This is a genomic window from Azoarcus sp. TTM-91 (assembly GCF_012911025.1).
In the GTDB taxonomy this organism is placed as follows: domain Bacteria; phylum Pseudomonadota; class Gammaproteobacteria; order Burkholderiales; family Rhodocyclaceae; genus Azoarcus.
The window spans coordinates 1-25,974 of record NZ_WUEI01000065.1 but is presented as its reverse complement, the minus strand read 5'-3'; the positions used below and the strand labels follow the sequence as shown (position 1 = coordinate 25,974).

Here is a 25,974-nt window from a genome sequence, read left to right as displayed (position 1 = left end):
CGGCGCCCTTGTGGGCGCCCTCCTCTCCCCGGCCCTCCTCCGCGAGGGGGGAGGGAGAGGATCCGGCGGGCTGCATCCGGGTGCCTGGTTCCAGGCCGTCAGCAAGCAGACCATGTTCCAGTGCGAGCGTGTCAGCAGGCAAGCCGTGTTCTCGCGCGCGGCCGTCGGCAGGCAGGCCGTGCTCCAGCACTTGCAGCGCCAGCAGTTCGAGTCGCTCGCGGGTGTCGCCGGTGTTGCGCCAGGGGCCTTCGCCTAGCGCGGCGAGCAGCGCGGGGCGGGCGCCCTGCCAGGGCTGGCTCCAGTCCGCGTCCAGTGGGTCGAAATCGTCGCCCAGGCCGAGGTCGGCGGCGAGTGCGCGGGTCAGGCCGTGGTTGCCGCCGCGGCCATCGCCCACCGGGTGGCGGGCGAGCGCGAGCAGGGTGTCGCGGCGCAGGCGGTCTGCGGGCGAGCGGCCGAAGATATGCAGGCCGTCGCGGATCTGGCTTTCCTTCAGCTCGCACAGGTAGGCGTCGGTGCGGTTGAGCAGGCGCTGTTCTTCCTCGGCGCTGCGCGGCGCCTCCAGGCCGAGGTCGCGGTGCAGGTCGTGGCGCAGGATGTGGGCGAGGATGCTGCGGCGCAGTTCCTCGGCGCGGCGGCCGTCCAGCATCAGCGCCTCGTAGTACTCGTCCACCTGGCGTTCGAGGTCGCGGGTGGGGCCGTAGCTTTCGGCGCGGGTCAGCGGCGGCATCAGGTGGTCGATGATGACCGCCTGGGCGCGGCGTTTGGCCTGGGTGCCTTCGCCGGGGTCGTTGACGATGAAGGGGTAGAGGTGGGGCAGCGGGCCGAGGGCGATGTCCGGCCAGCATTCGCCGGACAGGGCGACGCTCTTGCCCGGCAGCCATTCCAGGTTGCCGTGCTTGCCGACGTGGACCAGGGCGTCGCAGCGCCAGACTTCGCGCAGCCAGCAGTAGAAGGCGAGGTAGTGGTGCGGCGGCACCAGGTCGGGGTCGTGGTAGTTGGCCAGCGGGTCCAGTTCGTAGCCGCGCGCCGGCTGGATGCCGATGAAGACCTTGCCGCAGCGCAGGCCGGCGAGCATGAAGCGGCCCTGGCGCAGCATGGGGTCGGCCTCCGGCGCGCCCCAGCGGGCGAGGACGGCGTCGCGGCTGGCGGCGGGCAGGCGCTGGAAGAAGGCGAGGTAGTCCGCCATCGCCAGGCTCTGTTGCGCCGGGCGCAGCGCCCACTGCGCCGGGTCGTTGGTGATGCCTTCCTTCAGCCGCGCCATCAGCGCGTCGCCGTCGGCTGGCAACTCGCCCAGCGCATAGCCCTCGTCGCGCAGGGCGTCGAGGATGGCGATGACCGAGGCCGGCGTATCCAGGCCGACGCCGTTGCCCAGCCGGCCTTCGCGGGTGGGGTAGTTGGCCAGCACCAGGGCGAGGCGCTTGTCCGCGTTCGGCAGCGCCCGCAGCCGGCACCAGCGCTGCGCCAGTTCGGCGACGAAGGCGACCCGCTCCGGGTGGGCGCGGTACTGCACCACGTCGCTCTGGGTCAGCGGGTTGTGGTGGTCCAGGCCCTTGAAGCTGATGGCGCGGGTGATGATGCGGCCATCCACTTCCGGCAGGGCGACGTGCATGGCGATGTCGCGCGGCGCCAGGCCCTGCGGGTCTTCCTGCCAGCCGGCTTCGTTGCCGCCGGAGAGTATGAGCTGCAGCACCGGCACATCGCCGGCCAGCCCGGCGGCGGCAGCGGCCAGTTCGGCCTGCCAGCCGCCGCTGCCGGCGGCGTCGTCCAGCGTGGCCTGGGAGAAGGCGGTGGTGTTGAGGATGAGCGCCGCCCGGTGCTCGGCGCACAGGCGGCGCACGGTGGCGACGCCCACCGCGTCCTTCAGCGACAGCAGGGCCAGCGGCAGCGGGTTCATGCCGTGCGCCTGCAGCGCCTCGCACAGGTGGGCGAACACCGCGGTGTTCCCGGCCTGCAGGTGGGCGCGGTAGAACAGCAGCGGCACGCAGGGCGCGCCGGGCTGCCAGTCGGCCTGCCAGTTCTCCACGGTGGCGACTTCGTGGCGCGGGTGGAACAGCGCCACCGTGGGCAGCGGCCGCGGCGGCTCCACCTGCAGCGGCTGGCCGAAGAAGGTGGCGGCGAGGTAGCGGTGGAAGTTGCGCGCGTTGGCGCCGCCGCCTTCGCGCAGGTAGCGCCACAGCGTGCGCGCGATCTCGGCCTCCACCGTGCCTTTCTGCAGCAGGTTGCGGTCTTCGCTGGTGTCGCCGGAGAACATCGCCAAGGCGATGCCGCGCGCCCGGCACAGTTCGCCGATGCGCTCGGTGCCGTAGGGCCAGTAGCTCTCGCCGCCGAGGTGGTCGATGACGATGACGCGGGCGTGCTGCAGCACGTCGTCCAGGTAGAGATCCACCGAGGCCGGCTGGCGCAGGTGCAGCAGGTTGGCCAGGCGGAGGGTGGGCAGGCCGAGCGTGTCTGCATCTGTGCCGGCCTCCGCCGCCAGCTGCGACCAGGCGGCGGCGAGCAGGGCCAGCGTGGTGTCGGCCGCGCTGAGGACGACGATGTCGGCTGGCTGCTGCGCGATGCGGGTGATCACGCCAGCGTCGTCGACGAATCCGCCCGGCTGGGCGGCGAGCAGGTGCATCAGCCGGCCTGAGCGGGAGAGAGGGCAGCGCCTTCGAGCGCGCCGCGCAGTACGTCGGCATCCAGTTCCTGGCCGATCAGCACCAGGTAGGTGGCCGGGGTTTCGTCGGCGCGCCAGCGGCGGTCGAAGTAGCTGTCGAAGCGGCGGCCCACGCCATGCACCACCAGCCGCATCGGCTTGTCGGCGAGGGCGACGAAGCCCTTCACCCGGAAGATGGTGTGCTGCTGCACCAGCGCCTGCAGCGTGGCCAGCAGGCGTTCGCGGTCCACCCGCGGCAGCTTGACGACCACCGAGTCGAACTCGTCATGGTCGTGGTCGTGCTCCTCGCCTTCCTCGTGACCATGGTGGCTTTCGCGCAGGTGGATGCTGTCTTCCGAGGCGGCGCCCAGGCCCAGCAGCAGGTCCAGTTCCACCTTGCCGTGGTCGCTGCTCACCAGCTTCACCTCCGGCGGCAGCTCCTCGCGCACCAGGGCTTCCACCGCGGCCAGGGCGGCGGTGTCGGCAAGGTCGGTCTTGGACAGCACCACCAGGTCGGCGGCCAGCAACTGGTCCTCGAACAGCTCGTGCAGCGGCGATTCATGGTCCAGGTTGGGATCGGCGCGGCGCTGGGCGTCCACCGCCTCCGGGTTGGGGGCGAACTGGCCGGCGGCGGTGGCCGGCACGTCCACCACGGTGACTACCGCGTCCACCGTGCAGGCGTTCTTGATCTCGGGCCAGTTGAAGGCTTGCACCAGCGGCTTGGGCAGGGCGAGGCCGGAGGTTTCGATGAGGATGTGGTCGATCTCGTCGCGGCGGGCGATCAACTCGCGCATCACCGGGTAGAACTCCTCCTGCACGGTGCAGCACAGGCAGCCGTTGGCGAGCTCATAGAGCTGGCCGGTTCGCTCTCCACCATCTTCCTCGCAGCCGATGCCGCAGCCGCGCAGGATTTCGCCGTCTATGCCCAGCTCGCCGAACTCGTTGACGATGACGGCGATGCGCCGGCCGCCGGCGTTGGCGAGGATGTGGCGCAGCAGCGTGGTTTTGCCGCTGCCGAGGAAGCCGGTGACGATGGTGGCGGGAATCTTGGCTTGGGTGGACATCGGGATCTCCGGAAAAAGAGGAAGGCGCTCAGCCCTCGTCGGGCGGCGGCGTGCGGGCGATGAAGCGCCCCTTGATGCCTTCCGGCCATTGCTTGTAGGGAACGACGCCGTCGGCGCTGGCCTGGTGGCCGGCGGCGAAGGCGATCAGGGTGTCGGCGGCCTGGCGCTCGGCGCTGGAGTCGCCGCCGGCTTCGGCGGCGGGGTCTCCACCCAGGTCGCCTATCACATAGGCGTACTTGCCCGGCGCGCGGACCAGCGCGGTGCAAGCGCGCTTGCACGCCATCAGGCAGTTGGTGCGGCGCAGGCGGAGGTGCCGCGCCGCCTCGCCACGCTCGGTCAGGGCCTGCTCGACCGCCGCGGCGAAACGGCTGCCGCGTCGTGGCGCGTCCGGCGCCTGCGGGTCGTAGCCGCAGGTGGCGCAGATGGTGATGGTGGTGGGGCTCATGCGCTGTGTTCCGGCTCGGCGGTTTCCGTCCGCTGGCCGCTGCTGTCCTGTTCGCCCGCCGGCCGGCAGCGCCAGGGCAGCACATAGGGCTGCTGTTCGTGCTCGCCGTGCATCGCCTGTACCTGGTAGACCCGCTGCAGGTTGGCCGGCGTGAGCACCTTGCGCGGTTCGCCGCAGGCCACCGCGCGGCCGTGCTGCATCAGCAGCACCCGGTCGCAGAAGCGGCTGGCGAGGGTGAGGTCGTGCAGTACCAGCACGATGCTGCGGCCGAGGTCGCATTCGGCGCGCAGCAGCTCCATCACGCTCAGCTGGTGGTAAGGGTCCAGGCTGGCGACCGGCTCGTCGGCCAGCAGCAGCGGCGCATCCACCGCCAGCGCGCGGGCGAGGCGGGCGCGGGCACGCTCGCCGCCGGAGAGCTGGTCCAGCCGGCGCTGCTGCAGCGGCCCCAGGCCCATGTGGGCGATGGCGGCGGCAACGGCGGCTTCGCCCGCTTCGTCGCCATGGCGTGACAAGCGCGGCCAGCGCGGGCGGTGGGGCAGGCGGCCGAGGGCGACGAAATCGCGCACCGTCAGCGGCCAGGCGGCGTGGTCGCCCTGGGCAAGATAGGCCAGCCGGGTGGCGCGCCGGGCGGCGGTGAGCGCCGCCAGCGGCTGGCCATCGACCTCCGCCTCGCCGGCATGCGGCAGCAACTGCGCAACCGCCCGCAGCAGGCTGCTCTTGCCGGCGCCGTTGGGGCCGATGAGGCCGAACAGCTCGCCGCCAGCGACGCTGAGGGAGACGTCATCGACCAGCGTGGCGCCGCCCCGGACGACGCTGAGCGAACGGATTTCCAGGCGGGCGCTCATGCCGGCCGCCCCCGCTCGCGCCACACCAGCAGGAAGAAGAAGGGCGCGCCTATCAGCGCGGTGACCACGCCCAGCATCAGCTCGTAGCCGCCGCTCACCAGCCGCAGCACCACGTCCGCCGCCAGCAGCAGCACCGCCCCGCCCAGCGCGCTGCTGGCGAGCAGGCGGGCGGGGTGGAAGCCGACCGCCCGCCGCAGCATGTGCGGCACCACCAGGCCGACGAAGCCGATGGCGCCGGTGACGGCCACGCTGGCGCCGACGCACAGCGCGCTGCCGACGATGATCTGCGCCCGCAGCCGGCGCAGGTTCACGCCCAGGCTGGCGGCCTCTTCCTCGCCCAGGGTGAGGGCGTCCAGCTCGCGGCCGCAGGCCAGCAGCAGCGCCATGCCGGCGGCGATGAAGGGCAGGCAGAGGCGGATGTCGGCGAAGCTGCGGTCGGCCAGCGAGCCCATCAGCCACAGCACGATGTCCTGCACGTCGGTGGGGTTGGGGGCGAGGTTGATCGCCAGCGAGGTGAGGGCGCCGGCCAGCGCCGACAGGGCCACGCCGGCCAGGATCAGGGTGAGGTTGCCCGCCGCCCGCCGCGCCACCAGGTAGAGCGCCAGCGTGGCCAGCGCGGCGCAGCCCATGGCGGCGGCCGGCAGCAGCCATTCGTTGATCTGCGCCAGGCCGAAGTAGAGGCAGAGCACCGCGCCCAGGCTGGCGCTGGCGCTGACACCCAGCAGGCCGGGCTCGGCCAGCGGATTGCGCAGCAGGCCCTGCAGCGCCGCGCCGGACAGCCCCAGCGAGGCGCCGACCAGCAGCGCCAGCAGCACCCGTGGCAGGCGGATCTCGGTGACGATGGCGTGCTGGCGGGCGAGCAGTTCGCTGCCGGCGGCGTCGCCGGGCAGCAGGGCCGCGGCGATCTCCCCCAGCGACAGCGGCACCGGGCCGATGGCGAGGGAGAGCAGGGCCAGTGCGAGCAGCGCCAGCAGCAGGCCGGCGTTGAGCGTGGTAGCGCTCAGCGGCTGCGTGCGTCTGCGTGCCGCGCCCTGGTTGGAGAGGATTGAGTTGGCGGGGGTGGCGGAGAAGCTCATCGCGCTTTCGGCCGTGTCCGGGATGAACGGGTGAAGGCGCCGTGTGGCTGGGCGCGGACCGGCTTGCGGCGGCGGTTTGCCTCCGCCGCAAGCGACGGGCCGTTCATGGCGGTCGTCACCGCTGCGGAGCGCACGGCCGGGCTTGGCGACAGCGTCTGAAGCTTGTCCTGGTTCATTTCGCTGCCTGCTCCAGCCGGCGCAGCCCGGCGGCGATCTCCTCCGCCGCTTCCACCAGCTGCCAGTTGCTGCAGCCCCAGTCGTTGTTCTCCAGGCGGATCACCGGCCGGTCGGCGAGCAGGGCCTGCATCCGCGGATGGCGGGCGAAGCCGCCGCGGGCGTAGGCGCCGTCGTTCACCAGGTTGCTGGTGATGAAGAGCTGCGGCGGATTGGCGACCACCTCTTCCAGCGCCACCCGGCCCCAGCCCTTGCGGCCGCTGTCGCTGGCGTGATTGCGCACGCCGGCGGCCTGGAACACCGCGTCCACATAGGTGTTGGCGCCAGCGGTGCCGCCGTTGGGGCGCAGGTAGAGCGCGCTGGGGCGGGTGCTGGCGGCCTGCATGCGGGCGATGCGCGCCTGCACGTCGGCCACCCGGGCCTGGGCGGCTTCGCCGCGGCCGATCTCGCCGCCTATCTTCAGCGTGCTGGCGTAGATGCCCTGCCAGTCGGTGGGGAAGGGCACGGTCACCACCCGGATGCCGTAGCGCTCGAACAGCGCCGCCTGGTGGCGGGCCTGCCAGCGGCGGGAGGCGAGCACCACGTCCGGCCGGGCGGCGATGACCTCTTCGGCGCTGCCGTCGTTGGCGGGAAAGCGGCGGGCGAGCCCGGCCTGGGAAGAGCGCCCGGCGTCCTGGCTCTTACGCGAGACGGAGACGATCTGCGCCGGATCGGCGAGGCTGAGCAGCAGGGCGTCGGCGCAGAGGTTGGTGGACATCACCCGCGGCAGCGGGGCGCCGCCGGTGGCCGCCTGGGCGAGCGGGCAGGCCGGCAGCAGCACGAGCATCGCTGCCAGCCGCAGCCGCCATGCGCCAGCGGCGCGCGGGCGGGCGCGGGCCGTCGCCACGGTGGCGGAGCGTGGTCGCGTCATCAGAAGTCGATGCCGGCCTGGGCTTTCACGCCGGCCTTGAAGGCGTGCTTGCGGTCGGCGATCTCGCTGACGGTGTCGGCCAGCTCGACCAGTTCCGGCCTGGCCGCGCGGCCGGTGATGATCACCGTCTGCAGCGCCGGGCGCTGGCGGATGGTGTCGACCACCGTGGCGGTGTCCAGGTAGTTGTACTTGAGCATGTAGGTCAGCTCGTCCAGCACCACCAGCTTCACCTTGGGGTCTTGCAGCAGGCGGGTGGCGTGGGCCCAGGCTTCGTCGGCGGCACGCTTGTCGGCGTCCCAGTCCTGGGTGTTCCAGGTGAAGCCGGTGGCCATGGCGTGGTACTCCACCGCGGCGGCGGCGCTGGCCTGCTGCTGCAGGAAGATGACCTCGCCGGTGGCCTGGGTGCCCTTGATGAATTGCACCACGCCGGCGCGCTGGCCGTGGCCCAGCGCGCGGTACAGGGTGCCGAAGGCGGAGGTGGTCTTGCCCTTGCCGTTGCCGGTGATGAGCACGACGATGCCGCGCTCTTCCTGCGCGCGCTCGATGGCGGCATCCACCACCGCCTTCTTGCGCAGCATTCTCTCGTTGTGGTTCTGCTTCTTTTCCTCGTCCATCGCTCGCGGCTCCATGCACCCCCTGGGGCGCCAGCACGGAGTGCGGGTGGACTGCGCATGGCCGGCACGCTGGCGCGCAGACGAACCAAGGCTGGAAACGGAAGGGCACCCGAGGGCGCACGGAGACCGGACCAGACAGCGACAACCCACACCCCGGGGTAATGATCTGTAGTCGAACCGGGCCGGTCTTCTGGCTCGCCTTCATCCGGAATCCGCCTGCCTTCCCGGGCGAGGCCCAGTGGCACATGTGACTGGCGTTTCCGTCAGGCTTACAGCAGCGGGGGCTGCGCCGGACTCGCGGATGATCTCCGCTGCACCGGACTTCCCGTTTCATTCCCGGCGCGGCAGCGCCCGGAACACCCTGATCGAACCGGCGAAGAATAGGCGAAAGCCGCAAGGGCTGGCAAACGTCGCGGCGCGGCGGCGGGGGTGGAAAGCGGCGCGCGCGGGGCTCAGCCCAGTTGCCGCAGCCAGTCCACCCCCTGCGTCAGCAGGTACAGCCCCAGGCCGATGCTGCCGCCCACCAGGGTGCCGTTGATGCGGATGTATTGCAGATCCTTGCCGATGTTGAGCTCGATCTGGTGCGACATCTCGCGCACGTCCCAGCCCTTCACCGTGTCGCTGATGTGGCGGGTGAGGAAGTCGGCGAAGTCCGGCGCCATGCGCGCGGCGGCTTCCTCCAGGTGGTCGTTGAGCGAGGCGCGCAGCGCCGGGTCCTGCGCCAGCGCCTTGCCCAGCCACTCGCCGGCCGCCACCACCCTGGCGTGCAGGCTGGAGTCCTCCCGCGCCAGGTCGTCCCGCAGCCAGTCGCGCAGGCTGCCCCACAGCTCGGCGACGTAGCCGTTGAAGGCGGCGTCGTTCTTCAGGTAGTCCTTGATTGTTTCCGCCCGCCGCGCCATCTCCGGGTCCTGCTTCAGGCGGGCGATGAAGCGCGCCACCAGCCGGTCGAAGGCCTCGCGCAGCACATGGGCGTCGTTGCCGGCCATCTCGTCCAGCACGCTGCCGACGGCGTTGGCGATCAGCTCGGCGCCGTGCTCGCCCAGCCACTCGGTGGGCAGCACCTTCTCCTTCAGCGGATGTTCCCGCTTCAGCCATTGCACGATCTGCTGGCTGATGAAGGCGCGGGTGTCCGGATGCGTCAGCAGCGCCATGAGGCGGGCGATGCCCTGGTCCAGCAGCGCCTGGTGGCGCCGGCCCTGCGTCAGGCCGTCGAGCATGGTGGCCACCGAGCGGGTGAGATCCACCTTGTCCAGCAGCGCATGCACCGCGTGCTTGATGAAGCGCTGGATGCGGCTGTCGTCGACGAAGGAGAGCAGGCCGCGCGCCACCGTCAGCAACTGCCGGCCCAGGGTTTCCGCGTTCTCCGGCGCCATCAGCCACAAGGCCAGCCGGCCGGCGGGATCGTGGCGGCGGATGAGGGCGACGATGGAGCCGGTATCCAGGAACTTTTCCCGCACGAAATCCGCCAGGTTGTCGCCGATGCGGTCCTTGTTGCGCGGGATGATGTCGGTGTGGCGGCCCACCACCGGCAGGGGGATGCGGCGGAACAGCGCCGACACCGCGAACCAGTCGGCCAGCCCGCCGACCATCGCCGCTTCCGCCATGGCCTTCAGGGCGTCGCGCCAGGCGCTGGGCGGGGCCAGCAGCGCGCCGGTGAAAAGCGCCGCGGCGGCGAGTAGCCAGCCGCGTGCGCGGCGCTTGGCGATGCGGAGTTCGGTCTGCCTGTCCATCTGCGTCCTGGCTTTGCGGGAAAGCCACACTTTAACGATGGCCGAGAGGTCCTACACACTCGCGCCACGTTCGCCGCGCGTAGACTGCCGCCCACTGGCCGGCATGAACGGCCTCCTGGTGTCGGACCCGGAACGGGCAACAGCGTCTTTCCCCAGGCATGAAAACAGAAATGCAAGCACGTCTCCCCAACTTCATCGATCTATTGCTGGATGCGGTTTTCATCGTCGACGAGCAAGGCCGCGTCGTCTTCGTCAGCGCCGCATGCGAGCGCATCCTCGGCTATACCCCGCAGGCGCTCCTGGGCGAGTCCCTGCTCGACTTGGTGCTGCCGGAGGACAGGGCGCGGACCGTGGCCGAGATGGCGCGGGTGAGCTCGGGGGAAGCGCGCATCGGCTTCGAGAACCGCTACCGCCACCGCGATGGCCGCACGGTGCACCTCACCTGGTCCGCACGCTGGGTGGAGGGCGAGCGCCTGCGCATCGGCGTCGCCCGCGACGTGACCGAGCTGAAGCGGGCGGAAGCGCTGCAGGCGGCGGTCTACGCGGTGTCGGAGGCCGCGCAGAACGCCTCTGGGCTGGAGGCACTGCTGCCGGAACTGCATCGCATCGTCGCCGCGCTGGTGCCGGTGGCGGCGATGGCGGTGGCGACCTGCGACCCTGCGGGCGGCGTGCTGGACTTCGTCTATCGGCAAGGCTGGCCGGAGCACGAGGGCGAGGCAGAGGAGGCGGAGATGCCGGCCGGGCGCGAGCACTGCCTGCGCGCCATGCGGGATGGCCAGCCGCTGTTGCTTGGAGGGGACGCGCCGGGCGCCAGCTGCGCGCTGCTGATGCCGCTGGCCACGCGCAACGGGCCGGTCGGCCTGGCGGTGCTGCGCAGCCCTGCGGGCGCCGGTTACGACGAGAAGGAGCGCGAGCTGCTGGCCTTCGTCGCCGGCCAGGTGGCCATCGCCATCGAGCGCGCCCGGCTGAAGGCGGAGCTGCTGCAGGCGGCGATGTACGACGAGCTGACCCGCCTGCCCAACCGCCGCCTGCTCTACGACCGCTGCCGCCAGGCGCTCGCCCGCTGCCGACGCCAGCAGGCACGGCTGGCGCTGCTGTATGTGGACGTGGATGACTTCAAGCAGGTCAACGACAGCTTCGGCCACGCCAGCGGTGACTTGCTGCTGCGCGAGTTCGCCGGCCGCCTCGCCGGGGCGGTGCGCGCCAGCGACACCGTGGCCAGGCTGGCGGGCGACGAATTCGTGGTGCTGATGGAGGACATCGGCGGGGAAAGCGATGCCGAAGCGGTGGTGCTGAAGATCCGCGAGGCCCTGGCGCCGGCGGTGCTGGTGGAAGGCGGCAGCGTTCACATCAGCGCCAGCATCGGCATCGCGCTCTACCCGGAGCATGGCGACGGCATCGAGCCCTTGCTGCGCTACGCCGACCGGGCGATGTACGGAGCGAAGAAGGCCGGCTGAGCCTCGCCGGCCGCCGCCGGGTGTCGGGCTAGATTGCGAAACGGCCGATCAGTACCGCGCCGCTCACCACCAGCAGCCCGTTCAGCAGCATGAAGAGGTGTGCGCGGCTGATGCGCAGGTCGATGTGATGGCCGGCATGGACGCCCAGCGCCATCGCCGGCACGAACAGCAGCGCCGTCTTCAGCAGCGCGAGGTCCACCAGGCCGACCGACAGGCAGAGCAGGATGCGCCAGGCGGTGGAGAGGGCGATGAGCAGCGCCTGGGTGGCGCGGAAGGCATCGCGGCTTTCCAGCCGGCGCTCCAGGTAGGCGGCATAGATGAAGCCGCCGCTGCCGAACAGGCCGCCGAGCACGCCGCCCAGCAGGCCTTTGCCGAGCGCCGCGTACGGCCGCTCCGGCAGCCCGGCCGGCGGGCGGCTGCGCGCCAGCAGGCCGCTGGCGCCCTGCCAGATCACGAACAGCCCCAGTGCCAGTGCCATCCAGGTCAGCGGCAGGCGGGCGAGGAAGAGCACGCCGGCGACCTGCCCCAGCAGCATGCCGGGAAAGAGGCGGCCGAACTCCCGCCAGGCCACCGCCTTGCGCACCCGCCAGCCGCGCAGCGAGGAGCCGGCGCAGTCCAGCATCGCCAGCATAGGGATGACCTTGGCCACCGGCATCACCATCGCCAGCGGCGCGCTCGCCATCAGCGCGGAGCCGAAGCCGACCAGGGTGAGCACCGCGTAGGCGAGCACGACGGCGGCGAAGGCGAGCAGGAGCAGCGCCGGGTGCTCGGTGAAGGCGAAGAACACAGTCGTATCAGTCATGGAAGGGAGGCCAGCGGTACAGGGGCTTCCATTCTCGGAAGGGGCTGGATATAAGACAAATACCGATTTTTCTCGCTATCCATGCCGAAACGGAATGCCTAGCCTCAAGCAGATACGCTATTTCCTCACCGTGGCCGACCTGGGCGGTTTCACCCAGGCGGCGGCCGCGCTCTTCGTCGCCCAGCCGGCCTTGAGCCGGCAGATCGCCCAGCTGGAAGAAGAGCTGGGCTTCCAGCTCTTCGAGCGCGAACCGCGCGGCGTGCGGCTCACGCCGGCGGGCGCGGTTTACCGGGACAGGGCGGGGTCGGTGCAGAACCTGCTGGCCGCGGCGGCGGAAGAGGGCGGGCAACTGGCGCGTGGGGAGGCGGGCGTGCTGCGCCTGCTGCACTCCAGTTCGGTGCCGGCGCGCAGCCTGATGCCGGCGATAGAGCGCTTTCTGGCCGCCTGCCCCGGCGCCCGCATCGACCTGGACCGCATCGCCTCCGAAAGCCAGATCGGCGAGGTGGCCGGCGGCCGGGCGGACCTCGGCATCATCCGCCTGCCGGTGCTCAGGCGCGATCCGGCGGTGCGCTTCCTGGAACTGCCGGCCGAGCGGCTGTGGGTGGCGCTGCCGCAGGCGCATGCGCTGGCGGCGCGCGAGACGCTGGCCGTCGCCGACCTGCGCGAGCAGCCCTTCGTCACCGCCGTCCACCTGGAGCGCGGCGGCCTCGCCCGGCTGGTGACCGACCTCTGCCTCAGCCGTGGCTTCGTGCCGGCCACCGCCCGCATCATCTCGCGCAAGACCTCCATGCTGGATCTGGTGGCCGCCGGCTATGGCATCGCGGTGGTGCCGGAGCGGATGACCACGCTGCAGCCCAAGGGCATCCGCTACCTGCCGCTGCGCGACAAGGAGGCCCGCGGCCTCAGTGCGCTGGTGCTGCCGCAGCAGGCGACGCCGCTGGCGCAGGCCTTCGCGGACATCGTGCTGGGGATGGCGGCCGGTTGAGCGCTCAGTCCACCGCCGGATAGCGGCTCATGATCTGGAAGATCACCCCGCGCAGCCAGCGGTGCGCAGGGTCGTTCTGCCAGCGCGGATGCCACAGGGAATGGAGGGTGTAGGGCACCGCCGGTTCTGGCAGCGGGAACTGCTTCAGCGGCGAGCCGGGCGTGGCGACGATGTCCGCCAGCTTGGTCGGCACGGTGGCGATCAGGTCGGAAGATTCCAGCAGCCAGGGCACCGAGAGATAGCCGCCCACCGTGGTCGAGATCCGCCGGCGTATGCCCTTGGGCAGCAGCGTCATCGTCTCCAGGTAATGGTCGGTGCCGGTCAGCACCGCGACATGCTGCTCGCTCTGGTAGTCGTGCCAGCTCAGGGTCTTCTTCTTCGCCAGCCGGGGATGCTGCACCCAGGCCAGCACCTGGTAACCGTGCTGGAACAGGTTCTGGCGATAGAGGTAGGCGGGAATGTCGGAGACTGTGCCCAGCGCCAGTTCGGCGGTGCCGGTTTCCAGCGCATTCACCATCGCCTCGTTGCCCACCCGGTGGCTCTGCAGGGTGCAGCGCGGCGCGTGGACCTTGAGATAGCGCATCAGCGGCGGCAGGAAGACGATTTCCGCCATGTCTATCATCGCCAACGAGAAACTGCGCTGCGCCGCGGCCGGGTCGAAACGGGTGCTGGGCAGCACCTCTCCCTCCAGCCGGCGCAGCATTTCGTCTATGGGATCGAAGATGCCCATGGCCTTGGTGGTGGGCAGCATGCTGCTGCCGGCGCGCACGAACAACTCGTCGCCAAAGGTCTCCCGCAGCTTGCGCAGCGAATGGCTGACCGCCGACTGGGTGATGCCCAGCTGACGCCCGGCCGCGCCCACGCTGCGCTCCACATAGATCCAGTAGAAGACCCGCAGCAGGTTCAGGTCGAGCTGGGTTGTATGAGTATTGGTCATTTTTAGCTTGATATGGATTAATTTGAATAATAGCCGCCCGGCTCCGAGAATGTCCTCAAAGCAATGAAGACAGTGACAACTGTTCATGCCTGGAGGAGACAAGCGATGTATGTGAAGAACTGCTGGTACGTGGCGGCGTGGGACAAGGAGGTGCCGGCCGAGGGTTTCCTGACGCGCACCGTCTGCGACATTCCGCTGGTGCTGTGGCGGGACGACAACGGCGAGGTGGTAGTGATGGAGGACCGCTGCTGTCATCGCGGCGCGCCGCTGTCGCTCGGTCGCAAGGAGGGCGGCAACTGCGTGCGCTGCATGTACCACGGCCTGGTGTTCGACCGCAGCGGCCAGTGCGTTTCCGCGCCGGCGCAGAAGGCGATTCCGCCCGGCCTGAAGGTGCGCAGCTTCGCCGCGGTGGAATCGCACCGCTGGGTGTGGATCTGGATGGGCGCGGCGGAAGAGGCGGATGCCAGCCTGATACCGGACACCCATCTGCTGGACGATCCGGCGTGGAAGTCCCGCGACGGCTACATCCACTACGACGTCAATTACCTGCTGATCACCGACAACCTGCTGGACTTCTCCCATCTCCCTTTCCTGCATCCGACCACGCTGGGCGGCTCCACCGACTACGCGGCGGTGCTGCCCACGGTGGAGCGGCGCAGTCGCAGCCTGATGCTGAAGAAGGTTGTGCGCGACACCGAGGCCCCGGGGTATTCCCGCAAGTTCGGCGACTATCCGGCCGACACCAAGGTGGATCGCTGGATGTTCTATGAATTCCTGGTGCCCGGCGTGCTGCTGATGGACGCCGGCATGGTGCCGGCCGGCATGCCCTTCGACGACGGCCGGCGGGAGAAGGCCATCGAGTTCCGCGGCTTCCAGGCGCTGACGCCGGAGCGGGAGGGCTCCACCCACTACTTCTTCGCCCACGCCCACAACTTCCTAACCGACCAGCCGGAGGTGACCGACGCCATCCACCAGGGCGTCATCACCGCCTTCGAGGAAGACCGCGAGATGATCATGGGCCAGCACCGCAACCTGGCGCTGGACCCTGGCTTCAAGATGCAGCCGCTGACGGTGGATGCCGCGCTCGGCCAGTTCCGCTGGCTCATCGACAGCCTGATCCGCAAGGAAACGGCGAAGGCGCGTGACGCCGCCTGAAGGCGTGCCGGCTGCCTGCGCGCCTGCCTCGATGCGCCGCCACGCGGCGGCGCCGCAATCCAGTTGACCCAAGCAGACGGAGGCCGCCATGCCGGCGGACTTCCGCGATTTCCTTCCCTACCAAGGAGACATCATGAAGGCTCTCGCCTGTGCATTCCTCACCGCCGCCTCGGCGGCCCTGCTGCCGCTCGCGCCGGTGGCGGCCGCGGACATCACCGTCGGCATCACCACCTCGGCCACCGGCCCGGCTTCCGCCCTCGGCATTCCGCAGAAGAACACCGTGGCCCTGCTGCCGCCGACGCTGGGCGGCTTGCCGGTGCGCTACGTGCTGCTGGACGACGCCACCGATCCCACCCAGGCTTCGAAGAACGCCCGCCGCTTCGTCGAGGAGAACAAGGTGGACGTGGTGCTCGGCTCCTCCACCGTATCCAACACGCTGGCGCTGGTGGACGTGATCGGCGAGCACAGGACGCCGCTGATCTCGCTGTCGCCGGTCGTGCTGCCCGCCGAAAAGGAGCGCTGGGTGTTCCGGGTGCCGCAGCACAACGGCCTCATGGTGGGCGCGATCGCGGACGACATGAAGGCCGCCGGTGTCGCCAGCGTGGCGATGATCGGTTTCGCCGACCCCTTCGGCGAGAGCTTCATGGGCGAGATGCGCAAGGCGCTGGACGCGCAGGGCATCAAGGTGCTGCTGGCCGAGAAGTACAACCGCAACGACACCTCGGTGATGGGGCAGGTCATGAAGATCCTCGCCGCGCGGCCGGACGCGGTGCTGGTCGCCGCCTCCGGCACGCCCTCGGTGCTGCCGCACGTCACCCTGGTGGAGCGCGGCTACAAGGGGCGCATCTACCAGTCCCACGGCGCCATTGGCCGCGACGTGCTGCGGGTGGGCGGCAAGGCCATCGAGGGCGGGCTGTATGTCACCGGCCCGGTCGTCGTCGGCAGCCAGCTGCAGGACTCCCATCCGATGAAGCCGGTGATCCTCGACTATGTGAAGCGCTACGAGGCCCGCTACGGCGCGGATTCCCTGAGCCCGCACGGCGGCCTGGTGTGGGATGCCTACCTGCTGCTGGACGCTGCCGCGCAGAAGGCGAAGGACAAGGCGGCGCCCGGCACCGTCGAGTTCCGCCAGGCGCTGCGCGATGCGCTGGAAGGCACGCGCGACGTGGTCGGTGTGTACGGGGTTTACAACATGAGCTCCAGCGACCACTTCGGCCATGACGAGCGGGCGCGGGTGCTGGTGAGGGTGGAGAACGGCGCCTACCGGCTGGTCGACAGCCGGGCGCCCTGAGCGCCGCCGGCCGGGGTATTCCGATGCTCAGATTGCAATTGCAGCGCAAAGAGAGACTGGCGGACGGCATCGCCGGCTTCACCCTGGTCGATCCGGAGGGCGGCGAGCTGCCGGCCTTCGCCGCCGGCGCGCATGTCGACGTCCATCTGCCCAGCGGGCGCATCCGCCAGTATTCGCTCTGCAATCCGCCGGCGGAGAGGCGGCGCTACCTGCTCGGGGTGCAGCTGGCGGCGCAAGGGCGGGGCGGTTCGGCGGAAATGCACGGGCTGGAGGAGGGCGCGCTGCTGCAGGTTGGCGAGCCGCGCAATCTCTTCCCGCTGGTGACGCCGCCGGGCAGGACCAGCGTGTTGCTGGCCGGCGGCATCGGCATCACGCCCTTGCTCGGCATGGCGCATGAGCTTGCCGCCGCGGGCGAGGATTTCGTGCTGCATTACCGCGCCCGCTCCGCCGCCCGGCAGGCCGTCCGGGAAGTGCTGCAGCAGGCGGATTTCGCCGCGCGGGTGAGCTTGCATGCGGACGATGCGGTGGGGCCGGGTTTCGACCCGGTGGCCTTGTATGCCGGCCTGCTGGCGGAGAGCCATGTCTACGTCTGCGGTCCCGCCGGCTTCATGGAGGCGATGCTGGCTGCGGCCAGGGCGGCCGGCATCGGCGAGGCCCGCTTGCACCGCGAATACTTCAGCGCGCCGGCGGACGAGGTGGCGAGGGAGGACGGGGCTTTCGTGGTCCGGCTGGCGCAAACCGGGCTGGAGGTGGAAGTGGGCGCGGAAGAATCGGTGGCCGCGGCGCTCGCGCGGGCTGGCGTGGAGCTGCCGCTGGCTTGCGGGCAGGGCGTATGCGGCACTTGTCTCACCCCGGTGCTGGAAGGCCGGCCGGAGCATCGCGACATCTTCATGAGCGCCGAAGAACATGCGCTGAACCGCAGCTTCACGCCATGCTGCTCGCGCTCCCATACGCCGCTGCTGGTGCTGGATCTCTAGGCGGGCGGCAGCGGGTTCAGATGACTGTGGGAGAGGCGGCCGCCGGACAGGCTGCCACCCCAGACCACCCTCATCGATACAGCGCTTTGTTGAGCCGGGCGGTGACCGCTCCCGCTCCGAACTCGCCCTCCACCTCGGACTGATGGTCCGCCGCCCAGGCCACCGCGCGTTCGGCGTTGGCGATGCGGCGGTCCAGCAGGTGGCCGTCGGAGGAGAGCAGTTCGGCGGCGTCGCCGAAGGCTTTGGCCATGTTGTTCAGGGTCTGCACGCCGGCCTCGCGGTTCTTGGCGAGGGCGCTGTCGAAGGCGGCTTCGTCGAAGGTGAGCTGGCCGTCGGGGGTGAAGGTGACGCCCATGTCAGTGAGGCCGAGGGCGTAGCCGCCGTGGCCGGCACCGTGGAAGATGGAGCCGACCTCGCGGCGCAGCGAGAAGCGGGCGACTTCGCCGGCCTGGTTGTCGTCCAGCAGGGCGCCGTCCTCGAAGTAGGGGTCGAACTCGCTGTCCCAGGCGTTGTAGCGGGCGATGAAGCCCTGCAGCGCGGCCTTGATGTCGCCGTCGCTGCTGCTGGCGTCCAGCTTGCCCAGGCCGTCGCTGGCCTCGCCCAGCTCGGCCATGCGGGCGCGCAGCTGGGTGAGCACCTCGGCTTCGTCGCCGATTGCCTCGACGCGGGCGTTGTAGCGCTTCATGAAGGCGCTGTTGCTGGCTTCCAGCTGCGACAGCACCGAGTTGAGCTGGGAGGAGGCGTTGCCCATGAGGCCGCCGACACCGCTGATGCCGCTGGTCGCGCTGTTCGTGCCGGCGCCGGAGATCAGCGCGGTCTGGGCGTTGAGCAGCGTGGTCATGAAGTCGGTGGTGCTGCCGGAACTGCGACTGCTGCTCGATCCGTTGGTGAGCGTGGCGAGCGCGTTGAGGCGGAAGGCGGCGAGGTCGAGGTCCATGGCGGGCTCCGGGAAAAGGTTGAGGCTTGCTTCAGTCTAGCAGCCGCCCGCCGGCGCGGCCGGGGCAAAGGCCATGAGCACGCCCCGCGCGCCGGATTTCAGCGCGCCGCGTTCGCCAGCCTGCTCCGGGGTGCGGCGCCGGCCTTCTTCAACCGCGCCTTGCGCTTCTTCCACCAGATATAGACGCCGGTGACCGACAGCATGGCCACCACCAGACCCATCACCGAGATCAGGATGCGGCCGGGCAGGCCGAGGATGCGGCCGGAGTGCAGCGGGAACTGCGCCTGCACGAAGAGGTCGGCGGCGGTGCCGGTCCAGGGCTCGCGGGTGCCGAGCAGGCTGCCATCCACGCCGTCGAAGTAGAGGGTGCGGTGGCCGACGCCGCCGGCGCCGTGGCCTTCCTCCGGGCGGAAGAAGGCCACGCCGTAGATGCCGAACTCCGGCGAGTAGAACATGCTGCCCGGCGGCGCATCCCAACCGCGGCGCCGGGCTTCGGCGCGGGCTTTGTCCACCGCCTCGCGGTAGCTGTAGGTTTCGGCGATGGGGCGGTTCATCGGCCGCGGCTCGCGCAGCTCGAAGGGCGAGGGCGTGGCGTCGGACACCAAGGTCATCACCGGGAAGAAGACCTCGCGGTAGAGATTGAGCGAGAAGGCGGTGAAGGCGACGATGAAGAGCAGGCCCCAGGTCCACAGGCTGCCGGCGCGGTGGAGGTCGAAGTTGAGCTGGTAGGGGCCGCCGCGCCAGCGCACCTTCCAGGCGGGTTTCCAGCGCTGCAACCAGCTGCGGCGGGCAGGAGCTGAGGCGATGACGGAGGCTTGGTTTTCCGCCAGCTGATCCTCCGCCGCCCGCGCGCGCCGGCGGGCGGGCAGGGTGAGATAGACGCCGGTGAAGCAGTCCACCGTCCAGATCAGCGCGACCACGCCCAGCAGCCACAGGCCCCAGTGGTCGTTGCCGGCGATCTCCGGGATATGCAGGCTGAAGTGCAGTTTGTAGAGGAAGGAGACGAAGTTCTCCCGGGTGATGGGCCACACCGCGCCCCATTCGCGCTGGCCCAGTTCCTCGCCGCTGGCCGGGTCGACGAAGATCTGGTTGTAGCCGGGTTCATGGAGGCGGTCGGTGGCGGGATCGACCCGCGGCTCCACCCAGAAGGAATAACTGTGGCCGGGCTCGGCCGCCAGCGGGAGAGAGGTGACCCGCACCTGCGGATGGCGGGCCTCCACCTCCGCCACCAGTTCCAGCGGATCGCGCGCCGGGCCGGCGGCCCGGGCGTCGTTCAGATGCGGGTTGAGCCACTCGTCCAGTTCGTGGTCCCAGGAGATCACCGCGCCGGTGAGGCCGGTGACGAACAGGAAGACGGCGATGAAGAGGCCGGCCCAGCGGTGCAGGGCGACGAACAGGCTGCGCATGACGGTGGCTCCTTCCCTCAGTACTTCCAGTTCAGCGACACGGTGGCGTTGCGCGGCGCGCCGTAGTAGCCCTGGTCGGCCCAGTAGCGGCTGGTGAGGTATTTCTCGTTGGTGAGGTTGTTGAGGTTGGCGGCGACGAAGAGCTTGTCGCTGATGTCATAGTGCGCCATCAGGTTCACCAGGGTGTAGGCGGACTGGCTGATCTTCAGCGGCTGGCCGTTGAGGGTGGTGGAATTGCTGGTGCGCGAGCGCCAGTTGAGATTGGCGCCGAGCTTGAGCTTGTCCACGCCGGGCACCCGCCAGGTGGTGCTGAGGCGGAAGATCTGCCGCGGGGTGAACAGGCGGGCGGATTCGCCTTCGTCGTCCTTGATGGCGAGCTTGGTGTAGCCGGCGCTCATCTGCAGGCGCTCGGTGAGGTTGCCGCTCAGCTCCAGCTCCACGCCCTGGGAGCGCACCTTGGTGCCTTCGTACACCGCGATGGTGCCGAGGTTGGTGACGTAGCTGGCGAGGTTGTCCTGCTTGCTGCGAAAGGCGCTGACCGAGCCGTAGAGCCGCTTCTGCAGCAACTCGAACTTGAGGCCGCCTTCGATGTTGCTGCCGGTCACCGGGTCCAGCCGGCGCAGCTGGGCGTCCAGCTCGCTCTGCGGGTTGAAGATCTCGGTGTAGCTGGCGTAGGCGGACACCGCCTCGTTGATGTCGTACACGGCGCCGGCGTAGGGCGTGAGCACGTCTTCCTTGCGATCCCGATCCACGCCGTAGTTGCTGCCGGTGGAGCGGAAGTGGGTGGCGTTCACGCCGAGGATGAGCTTGAAGGGATCGGCCAGGTTGAGCCGGGTTGCGGCATACAGGCTGCGCTGGCGGTCGGCGTATTCGCCGCCGCCGCCGTCGGCGGTGAAGGCCGGTTCGGCGATGTTGCCGTCCCAGCCCTGCAGCGGTGGCACCGCGCTGCCGGCGCCGCTGAGGGTGGTGGCGTCCGCCTCCGACAGCGACCAGCTGGCGCCGAGGATGAGCTCATGCCGGCGACCGCCCAGTTCGAAAGGGCCGCTGGCGCGCACGTCCACCGAATCCTGGATGTTGCCGGTCTTGTACTTCGAGGGGCTGCTGACGAGGCCGTTGCCGCTGCTGTCGGGCACGCCGCCGACGTAATGCAGCTTGCCGCGCCAGTCGATGTCCTTGTGGGTATAGACGGCCTTGGCTTCCCAGTCGTTATCGAAGCGGTGCACCGCCTCGATGAAGGTGAGCTGGGTGGTGGTGTCCAGGTAGGTCCAGTCCGCCGCCGAGCTGGTGGAGCGGCTGTAGCTCAGCAGCCGGCCGCTGTCGTCGTACAGCGGCAGGCCGCCCCACAGCTGGCCCTCGCTGCGGTTGGCCTGGTAGGTGTGGCCCAGGCTGATGGTGGTGCGCTCGCCGAGGTCGGCCTCCAGCACGCCGTAGAACAGGTTCTTGTTCTGGCTGTAGCGGTCGAGGTAGGAATCCTTGTCTTCCAGCGCGGCCACCAGCCTGCCGCGCAGGCTGCCGCTGGCGTTGAGCGCGCCGGCGACGTCGGCGTCGATGCGCTTGGCGTTCCAGGAGCCGTAGCTCAGGCTGGCGGCGGCCTGGAATCCGCTGGTGGGCCGCTTGCGCACGAGGTTCACCGTGGCCGAGGGGTTGCCGGTGTTGGAGAGCAGGCCGTTGGCGCCGCGTACGACTTCCACCCGGTCGTAGAGGGCAGTGTCGATGTCGCCCCCCACCAGCCCCATGGTGAAGGGCACGCCCACGCCGTCTTCCTGGAAGGTGGTGATATTGAAGCCGCGGGCGGTGTAGTAGGTTCGGTCCGTCTCCACCTTTTCGACGACCACGCCGGGCGTGGCATCCAGCGTGTCGTTGATGCTGTTGAGCTTGAAGTCGTCCATCTGGGCGCGGGTGATGACGCTGATGGATTGCGGCGTCTCACGCGGACTCAGCGCCAGGCCGGTGGCGCCGCGGCTGCTGCGCACGGTGTAGGCGCCGGTGGTTTCGGAGGGCGCGTCGTCCTGCAGCGTGGCGGTCACGCCCACCGCCGGTAGCACGGCGGGGCCGGAGGACTGGCTGGCGGGGCGCACGATCACCGCGTTGCCGTCGCGCGCGGCGGCAAGGCCGCTGCCGGCCAGCAGGCGCTCCAGCGCCTCGCGCGGCGTCATCGTGCCAGCTACCGCCGGTGCGCTGCGCCCGGTCACCAGCGCTGGCGACACGATGAGTTCCAGCCGTGTTTGCCGCGCCCACTCATTCAGTGCCTGCGCCAGCGGCTGGGCGGCCAGCTCGATGCGGATGGCGGTGCCGGCCCAGTTGCTGCCAGCCTGGGCGAAGGCGGGTGCGGAGAAGGCGGACGGGGAGAAGGTGGCGCTACCCAGCGACAGGGCAAGGGTGAGGGCGAGAACCAGTTGCTTGGGGCGGGCGGGGCGATTGAAGGACATCTACTGCGGCTCCGTGAAGAAGGGAATGGGAATCCTTCTCAAGTCGACGCGCGATGCGCGGGAAACCCTAGGTCGGTTCTGTGCGGGCGGAAAAAACTTTTCAGGCCTGCGGCAAAAAGCCCGGCCAAGGCCGGGAAAAGGCATGGCGGAAAGCGCTCAGCGCGGAGCGGCTTCGGCCAAACCGAAATGCCATCTGCGCGGCGGCATGCCGCCTCGGCGGCGTTGCACCTAATGCGGTGCCGGGCGACCCTTTACCGCCTCCACTGCGGCTGCGGAGACGATCTCCGTGCCCTCCGTGCCTTGCCGCATGCGCACCGGCAACACCTGCGGCAGCACGCGGATGAAGTTGTCCAGGCGCTTGGGGTCGAAGGTGCCGGTGAGGCGCAGCGCGGCCACCGCCGGGTCCTGCACCGTCAGCCGGGTGTCGCCGTAGCGGGCGAACTCCGCCAGGGCCTGCTCCAGCGGCGTGTCGTTGAAGCTCACCCGGCTGTCGCGCCAGGGCGCGATGCCGGCCGGCGCCACCGCCGCCACCGGGCCGGGCGTGCCGTCGGTGCCGGCGAGGAGTTGCTGGCCGGCCACCAGATCCACCGCGCTCTGGCCGAACAGGCCCGCCAGCAGGTCCGGCAGGGCGCTGCGCTGGCGCACCCGCACATGGCCTTCTTCCACCGCCACCCGCACGCCGTCGGCGCCGGCGACTTCCGGCGTGTAGCGCACCGAGAAGCGGGTGCCGATCACGGTGACGCGCACCGGGCCGGCGATCACGTTGAAGGGGCGCTCCGGGTTGGCGGAAACTTCGAACATCGCCTGGCCGCCGGTGAGATGCACCTCGCGCCGGCCGGGATAAAAGCTGATTGCGGCCTGGGTCGCGGTATCCAGGTGGAGCTGGCTGCCGTCCGGCAGGGCAATGCTGCGCTGTTCGCCGCGCGTGCTGAGGTATTGCTGTTCGAACTGCGGCTGCTGGTGCTGCCAGGTGAGCAGGGCTGCGCTGACGCCGGTGATGGCGAGCGCGCTCGTCGCCGCGCGCGGCATCAGGCCGCCGAGGCTGGCGAACCAGGCGCGGCGGGGCGAGGCTTGCTGCTTGCTTGCAACTTGGGTTCGAGGATGGCTGGCGGCGGCCTCCCCAGTGGCGGGAGCGGCTTCCGGCAATGCATCCCGCAGTGCCTGGACTGCGGCAGCGGGCAGGCTGTCCAGCGCGCTCCAGTCTTCCTCCCAGCGCGCGAAAGCGGTGGCGTGGGCCGGGTCGGCGGCCAGCCAGCGCTGGAAGGCGGCTTCGTCCGCCGCGTCCAGGCCGGCACTGCGGCGGACGAACCAGTCCAGTGCGGCTTCGTCGGCCGCTTCGGCGCTGCTGGCAGGGGGGAAATCGATGGGTGAGTCGCTCATGACTGTGCTCGGCCTCTCACCCCGGTAGACGCGCGAGCGGATGAAAACCCGATGTGGATACAGGAGGTTCCAGCCGCGGTCGGCCGAGCTGCTCGGGCGTGCAGGGCTGGCCGGCAGGCGCCGATGCCTGCGAAGCGCTGCGGCCCGCGGGGATTGCCCATCTCGCAAACCCTGGTTGCCAGCGAGCGTGACGAAAACCGGCCTGCGCTCATTTCCCTTCCCCCGGCGCAGCATCGCCTTCCAGCGCCTTGCGGCAGCGGCGGCAGGCCAGCATGGCGTTCTTCACATGCTGCTCCACCATCTTGCGCGATACCCCCATGCGCTCGGCCACCTCGGCGTGGGACAGGCCCTCGAACTTGTGCAGCACGAAGGCCTCGCGGCAGCGGGGAGGCAGCCCTTCGATGGCGGCGAGCAGCGCATCCACGCCTTGAGCGGAGATCGCCGCGGTCTCGGGTTCGCAGACCTCGGGCGCGGGAACGCCGGCAGCATGCAGTTCGGCCTCCTCGCCTTCGATGATCACCTCGGTACGCACCTGTCGCCGACGGTGGCGATCCACGACCAGATTGCGTGCGATGCGGTAGAGCAAGGCTCGCGGGTCGGCGATGGCCTCGCCCGCGCGCTGCATCGTCAGCATGCGGACATAGCTCTCCTGCGCGAGGTCATCGGCGACGTTGCGGTCGCTGACCTTGTGGGCAAGGAAGCCGAGCAGCTCCCGGTAGTAGCGCTCAAGCACGGCGGTTTTCCGCGGCGCTGGCGGTTGTCCGCGCAATGGGCGTGGGGCGGTCGGGAAGCGGTTGGGGCAGAGCCAAGGACGTGCGCGGCAAATGTGAGGGTAGCGGAGAATCTCCCAAACGATTCCGGAATGCAAATCGTTTTCATCTTTGCCGTATCAAGTGTCCGATGCAGCGGGATGCCGGGGCCTGTGCGGGGCGAGACGCGGAACGGTGGAGCGTGCGCTCCCGTTAGCGGATTTTCAGCGTAGGGAAAGGGCGAGACGCGGGCGAGACGCGCCTGGTTTCAAGGGCGGGGCCGCTGCCTGGGTGAGGTCGGCACCGCACCGGGTGGTCTGCGCCGCAGTCGCGGTGCCGCCGCCGCCGTGCCGCGGGGGCACCGTGGGTGATGCCCGGGTTTCAGTTGAGCTCGACGAAGAAATCCCTGGCTGGCCGGCGTACCTTCTTCAGACCAAGCAGCCAGTCCCCCTCGCTGGCGCGGTAGCCCAAGGGCAGCAACAGCACCGAGCGCAGGCCCCGGGCGCGCAGTTCCAGGATTTCGTCGACCTTGTCCGGATCGAAGCCTTCCATGGGGGTGCTGTCGACTTCTTCTTCGGCGGCGGCGATCAATGCCGAGCCGAGGCCGATGTAGGCCTGCCGGGCGGCATGCTGGAAGTTGAGTTCGGCAGGCCGCGGCGGATAGGTCTGCAGCAGGAAGTTGCGGTAGTTCTCCCAACCTTCGTTGCGGAAGCCGCGCTCCTCGTTCACCAGGTCGAACATGCGGTTGATGCGCTCCGGGGTGTAATTGTCCCAGGCGGCGAACACCAGCAGGTGGGAGGCGTCCGTGACCTGGGCCTGATCCCAGGCGTGGGGGCGGATACGGGCGCGCAACTCGGGATTGTTCACGATCAGCACTTGGTAGGGCTGAAGCCCGCTGGAGCTGGCCGAGAGGCGGATGGACTCGAGGATGCGTGCGAGCGTCTCCGGCGGCAGCTTGCGGCTGGGGTCGAACTTCTTCGTGGCATAACGCCATTGCAGGGTCTGCAGGACCTTGGACATGAGTGTTTCCTTTCGGGGGCTGCCGGCCGGGCCGGCGAGGCTGCAAGCATAGCGGGTCGGCGGGAATTGCGTCGGCGGCAGGGGGCGCCGACGGCTGGCACCTGGAGCGGTGCTGAAGCGAGTCGCGCGGGCGGGCGTCGTGGTTGGCGGCAAGCGCGCCGGTATGGCTGCCGAGACCTCGGGGTGAGCGGCGCAGCCTGAGCAGGGCGGGCTGGCGGAACGCCTGGTGGGTACTGATGGCGCGGCAGGTGCAGCGGGACAGGCGGTGCGCGCAGGGCTCGCCGGCGCAGTGTCCGGTCAAGCGTGGCAGTGGATGAAGCGTGAAGGGCGGCCGAATGCGCTGCCCCTTGCGTATGCCTGCAGGGCAGACTGGCGTTGGCAAAGTGCGATGAGGTGTGCGCTGGGTGGCGTTGCCCGTCGCTTCCGGCAGGGGCGCAGCGTTGTGATGGCGGTGAGGCGAGCGTTGGCGCCGCGCTATCCGGTCTGTTCTTCCCGGGTTGGTCTCCACCCGGGAAGAACAGACCGGCGGTGGATGCGAGCCACTCAGATCAGGGCGTCGTCCCCGGCGATCTGCTCCACCAGGGCGAGCTCCTGCACCGACAGGACCTTGTCGGTGTCTAGCAGCACCACGAAGCCCTGGTCGAGTTTGCCCATGCCGGCGATGAAATCGTTGCGCAGGCGGGCGCCGAAGCTCGGCGGCGGCTCGATCTGCTGGGCTGGAACCTCCAGCACCTCGTTGACCGCATCGACCATGGCGCCGAAGACGAGCTGGCCTTCGTCGCTGGCGACCTCGACGATGACGATGCAGCTGCGCCGTCCTGGCTGCAGCGGCGGGCGGTCGAAGCGCACCGCCAGGTCGATGACCGGCACCACCGCGCCGCGCAGGTTGATGACGCCGCGCACATAGGGCGGCGTCATCGGCACCGGGGTGAGGTTGCCGTACTCGATGATCTCCT

23 protein-coding genes and 1 riboswitch are annotated in these 25,974 nt (G+C 70.0%); of the genes, 5 read left to right on the top strand and 18 right to left on the bottom strand.

The window, feature by feature from the left end:
- The 9 genes from cobN to GRF61_RS16215 form a co-directional block, all read right to left on the bottom strand.
- Positions 1-2,617: cobaltochelatase subunit CobN (gene cobN, locus GRF61_RS16255; protein WP_169151680.1), on the bottom strand; the 2,617-nt coding region annotated here is incomplete at its 3' end.
- On the bottom strand, positions 2,617-3,699 hold the full coding sequence (gene cobW / locus GRF61_RS16250; protein ID WP_169151679.1) for a cobalamin biosynthesis protein CobW: 1,083 nt from the start codon (positions 3,697-3,699) through the stop codon (positions 2,617-2,619). The genes cobW and cobN, both read right to left, overlap by 1 nt.
- Positions 3,700-3,727: 28 nt before the next feature.
- Positions 3,728-4,144 carry a DUF1636 domain-containing protein gene (locus tag GRF61_RS16245; protein WP_169151678.1) on the bottom strand — a complete coding sequence of 139 codons (417 nt, stop codon included), beginning with the start codon at positions 4,142-4,144 and terminating at the stop codon, positions 3,728-3,730.
- Positions 4,141-4,989, bottom strand: coding sequence for an ABC transporter ATP-binding protein (locus GRF61_RS16240; RefSeq protein ID WP_169151677.1), 849 nt, complete (start codon positions 4,987-4,989; stop codon positions 4,141-4,143). The genes GRF61_RS16245 and GRF61_RS16240 overlap by 4 nt, the downstream gene beginning before the upstream one ends.
- Complete coding sequence (locus tag GRF61_RS16235) at positions 4,986-6,065, bottom strand: iron ABC transporter permease (protein ID WP_169151676.1); 1,080 nt, start codon at positions 6,063-6,065, stop codon at positions 4,986-4,988. The genes GRF61_RS16240 and GRF61_RS16235 overlap by 4 nt, the downstream gene beginning before the upstream one ends.
- A complete protein-coding gene (locus GRF61_RS16230) occupies positions 6,062-6,241 on the bottom strand; it encodes a hypothetical protein (RefSeq protein WP_169151675.1) in 180 nt (59 codons plus the stop codon). Before GRF61_RS16230 ends, GRF61_RS16235 begins: the two co-directional genes overlap by 4 nt.
- Complete coding sequence (locus GRF61_RS16225; RefSeq protein WP_169151674.1) at positions 6,238-7,149, bottom strand: ABC transporter substrate-binding protein; 912 nt, start codon at positions 7,147-7,149, stop codon at positions 6,238-6,240. Before GRF61_RS16225 ends, GRF61_RS16230 begins: the two co-directional genes overlap by 4 nt.
- A complete protein-coding gene (gene cobO / locus GRF61_RS16220; protein ID WP_169151673.1) occupies positions 7,149-7,763 on the bottom strand; it encodes a cob(I)yrinic acid a,c-diamide adenosyltransferase in 615 nt (204 codons plus the stop codon). Before cobO ends, GRF61_RS16225 begins: the two co-directional genes overlap by 1 nt.
- A gap of 162 nt (positions 7,764-7,925) precedes the next feature.
- Positions 7,926-8,142: riboswitch (cobalamin riboswitch) on the bottom strand.
- 73 nt (positions 8,143-8,215) lie between these two features.
- Positions 8,216-9,493 carry a DUF445 family protein gene (locus GRF61_RS16215; protein ID WP_169151672.1) on the bottom strand — a complete coding sequence of 426 codons (1,278 nt, stop codon included), beginning with the start codon at positions 9,491-9,493 and terminating at the stop codon, positions 8,216-8,218.
- 170 nt (positions 9,494-9,663) lie between these two features.
- Between GRF61_RS16215 and GRF61_RS16210 the strand changes: the two genes are divergently transcribed.
- A complete protein-coding gene (locus GRF61_RS16210; RefSeq protein WP_248281283.1) occupies positions 9,664-10,950 on the top strand; it encodes a GGDEF domain-containing protein in 1,287 nt (428 codons plus the stop codon).
- Positions 10,951-10,978: 28 nt separating this feature from the next.
- Here the strand turns inward: GRF61_RS16210 and GRF61_RS16205 are convergent, their stop codons facing one another.
- Positions 10,979-11,752 (bottom strand): sulfite exporter TauE/SafE family protein, encoded by a 774-nt coding sequence (locus GRF61_RS16205; protein WP_169151670.1) that lies wholly within the window; start codon positions 11,750-11,752, stop codon positions 10,979-10,981.
- Positions 11,753-11,846: 94 nt separating this feature from the next.
- Here GRF61_RS16205 and GRF61_RS16200 point away from each other — a divergent pair, with 94 nt between their 5' ends.
- Complete coding sequence (locus GRF61_RS16200; protein WP_169151669.1) at positions 11,847-12,737, top strand: LysR substrate-binding domain-containing protein; 891 nt, start codon at positions 11,847-11,849, stop codon at positions 12,735-12,737.
- Positions 12,738-12,741: 4 nt separating this feature from the next.
- On the opposite strand, the gene GRF61_RS16195 is transcribed toward GRF61_RS16200, so the two are convergent.
- Positions 12,742-13,674 (bottom strand): LysR family transcriptional regulator, encoded by a 933-nt coding sequence (locus GRF61_RS16195; protein WP_169151668.1) that lies wholly within the window; start codon positions 13,672-13,674, stop codon positions 12,742-12,744.
- 105 nt (positions 13,675-13,779) lie between these two features.
- Between GRF61_RS16195 and GRF61_RS16190 the strand changes: the two genes are divergently transcribed.
- The 3 genes from GRF61_RS16190 to GRF61_RS16180 all read left to right on the top strand — a co-directional run bounded on the left by GRF61_RS16190 (position 13,780) and on the right by GRF61_RS16180 (position 17,097).
- On the top strand, positions 13,780-14,829 hold the full coding sequence (locus tag GRF61_RS16190) for an aromatic ring-hydroxylating dioxygenase subunit alpha (RefSeq protein ID WP_169151667.1): 1,050 nt from the start codon (positions 13,780-13,782) through the stop codon (positions 14,827-14,829).
- A gap of 133 nt (positions 14,830-14,962) precedes the next feature.
- On the top strand, positions 14,963-16,120 hold the full coding sequence (locus tag GRF61_RS16185; protein WP_169151666.1) for an ABC transporter substrate-binding protein: 1,158 nt from the start codon (positions 14,963-14,965) through the stop codon (positions 16,118-16,120).
- A gap of 23 nt (positions 16,121-16,143) precedes the next feature.
- Positions 16,144-17,097: a PDR/VanB family oxidoreductase gene (locus GRF61_RS16180; RefSeq protein ID WP_169151665.1), complete on the top strand. Its 954-nt coding sequence runs from the start codon at positions 16,144-16,146 to the stop codon at positions 17,095-17,097.
- Positions 17,098-17,167: 70 nt separating this feature from the next.
- Here GRF61_RS16180 and GRF61_RS16175 read toward each other — a convergent pair whose 3' ends face one another.
- The 7 genes from GRF61_RS16175 to GRF61_RS16145 form a co-directional block, all read right to left on the bottom strand.
- Complete coding sequence (locus GRF61_RS16175; RefSeq protein WP_169151664.1) at positions 17,168-18,034, bottom strand: hypothetical protein; 867 nt, start codon at positions 18,032-18,034, stop codon at positions 17,168-17,170.
- A 98-nt stretch (positions 18,035-18,132) separates the two neighbouring features.
- Positions 18,133-19,440, bottom strand: a complete 1,308-nt coding sequence (locus GRF61_RS16170) for a PepSY-associated TM helix domain-containing protein (RefSeq protein WP_169151663.1) — start codon at positions 19,438-19,440, stop codon at positions 18,133-18,135.
- Between the two features lie 17 nt (positions 19,441-19,457).
- Positions 19,458-21,869, bottom strand: coding sequence for a TonB-dependent siderophore receptor (locus tag GRF61_RS16165; protein WP_211166021.1), 2,412 nt, complete (start codon positions 21,867-21,869; stop codon positions 19,458-19,460).
- Between the two features lie 228 nt (positions 21,870-22,097).
- Positions 22,098-23,249, bottom strand: a complete 1,152-nt coding sequence (locus GRF61_RS16160) for a FecR domain-containing protein (protein WP_169151662.1) — start codon at positions 23,247-23,249, stop codon at positions 22,098-22,100.
- 208 nt (positions 23,250-23,457) lie between these two features.
- Positions 23,458-23,982, bottom strand: a complete 525-nt coding sequence (locus GRF61_RS16155) for a sigma-70 family RNA polymerase sigma factor (RefSeq protein ID WP_169151661.1) — start codon at positions 23,980-23,982, stop codon at positions 23,458-23,460.
- A gap of 397 nt (positions 23,983-24,379) precedes the next feature.
- Entirely contained in the window at positions 24,380-25,018 is a 639-nt protein-coding gene (locus GRF61_RS16150; RefSeq protein ID WP_169151660.1) for an NAD(P)H-dependent oxidoreductase, read from the bottom strand.
- Positions 25,019-25,561: 543 nt separating this feature from the next.
- On the bottom strand, positions 25,562-25,974 hold a 413-nt coding region (locus tag GRF61_RS16145), incomplete at its 5' end, for a chemotaxis protein CheW (RefSeq protein WP_169151659.1).

Coding starts and splice junctions, on each gene's coding strand:
- GRF61_RS16240 (WP_169151677.1), bottom strand. CDS start 4,989: ATGAGCGCCCGCCTGGAAATCCGTTCGCTCAGCGTCGTCCGGGGCGGC.
- GRF61_RS16230 (WP_169151675.1), bottom strand. CDS start 6,241: ATGAACCAGGACAAGCTTCAGACGCTGTCGCCAAGCCCGGCCGTGCGC.
- GRF61_RS16160 (WP_169151662.1), bottom strand. CDS start 23,249: ATGAGCGACTCACCCATCGATTTCCCCCCTGCCAGCAGCGCCGAAGCG.
- GRF61_RS16205 (WP_169151670.1), bottom strand. CDS start 11,752: ATGACTGATACGACTGTGTTCTTCGCCTTCACCGAGCACCCGGCGCTG.
- GRF61_RS16175 (WP_169151664.1), bottom strand. CDS start 18,034: ATGGACCTCGACCTCGCCGCCTTCCGCCTCAACGCGCTCGCCACGCTC.
- GRF61_RS16245 (WP_169151678.1), bottom strand. CDS start 4,144: ATGAGCCCCACCACCATCACCATCTGCGCCACCTGCGGCTACGACCCG.
- GRF61_RS16150 (WP_169151660.1), bottom strand. CDS start 25,018: ATGTCCAAGGTCCTGCAGACCCTGCAATGGCGTTATGCCACGAAGAAG.
- GRF61_RS16190 (WP_169151667.1), top strand. CDS start 13,780: ATGTATGTGAAGAACTGCTGGTACGTGGCGGCGTGGGACAAGGAGGTG.
- GRF61_RS16225 (WP_169151674.1), bottom strand. CDS start 7,149: ATGACGCGACCACGCTCCGCCACCGTGGCGACGGCCCGCGCCCGCCCG.
- GRF61_RS16200 (WP_169151669.1), top strand. CDS start 11,847: ATGCCTAGCCTCAAGCAGATACGCTATTTCCTCACCGTGGCCGACCTG.
- GRF61_RS16215 (WP_169151672.1), bottom strand. CDS start 9,493: ATGGACAGGCAGACCGAACTCCGCATCGCCAAGCGCCGCGCACGCGGC.
- GRF61_RS16195 (WP_169151668.1), bottom strand. CDS start 13,674: ATGACCAATACTCATACAACCCAGCTCGACCTGAACCTGCTGCGGGTC.
- GRF61_RS16210 (WP_248281283.1), top strand. CDS start 9,664: ATGCAAGCACGTCTCCCCAACTTCATCGATCTATTGCTGGATGCGGTT.
- GRF61_RS16185 (WP_169151666.1), top strand. CDS start 14,963: ATGAAGGCTCTCGCCTGTGCATTCCTCACCGCCGCCTCGGCGGCCCTG.
- GRF61_RS16180 (WP_169151665.1), top strand. CDS start 16,144: ATGCTCAGATTGCAATTGCAGCGCAAAGAGAGACTGGCGGACGGCATC.
- GRF61_RS16165 (WP_211166021.1), bottom strand. CDS start 21,869: ATGTCCTTCAATCGCCCCGCCCGCCCCAAGCAACTGGTTCTCGCCCTC.
- GRF61_RS16170 (WP_169151663.1), bottom strand. CDS start 19,440: ATGCGCAGCCTGTTCGTCGCCCTGCACCGCTGGGCCGGCCTCTTCATC.
- cobW (WP_169151679.1), bottom strand. CDS start 3,699: ATGTCCACCCAAGCCAAGATTCCCGCCACCATCGTCACCGGCTTCCTC.
- GRF61_RS16235 (WP_169151676.1), bottom strand. CDS start 6,065: ATGAGCTTCTCCGCCACCCCCGCCAACTCAATCCTCTCCAACCAGGGC.
- cobO (WP_169151673.1), bottom strand. CDS start 7,763: ATGGACGAGGAAAAGAAGCAGAACCACAACGAGAGAATGCTGCGCAAG.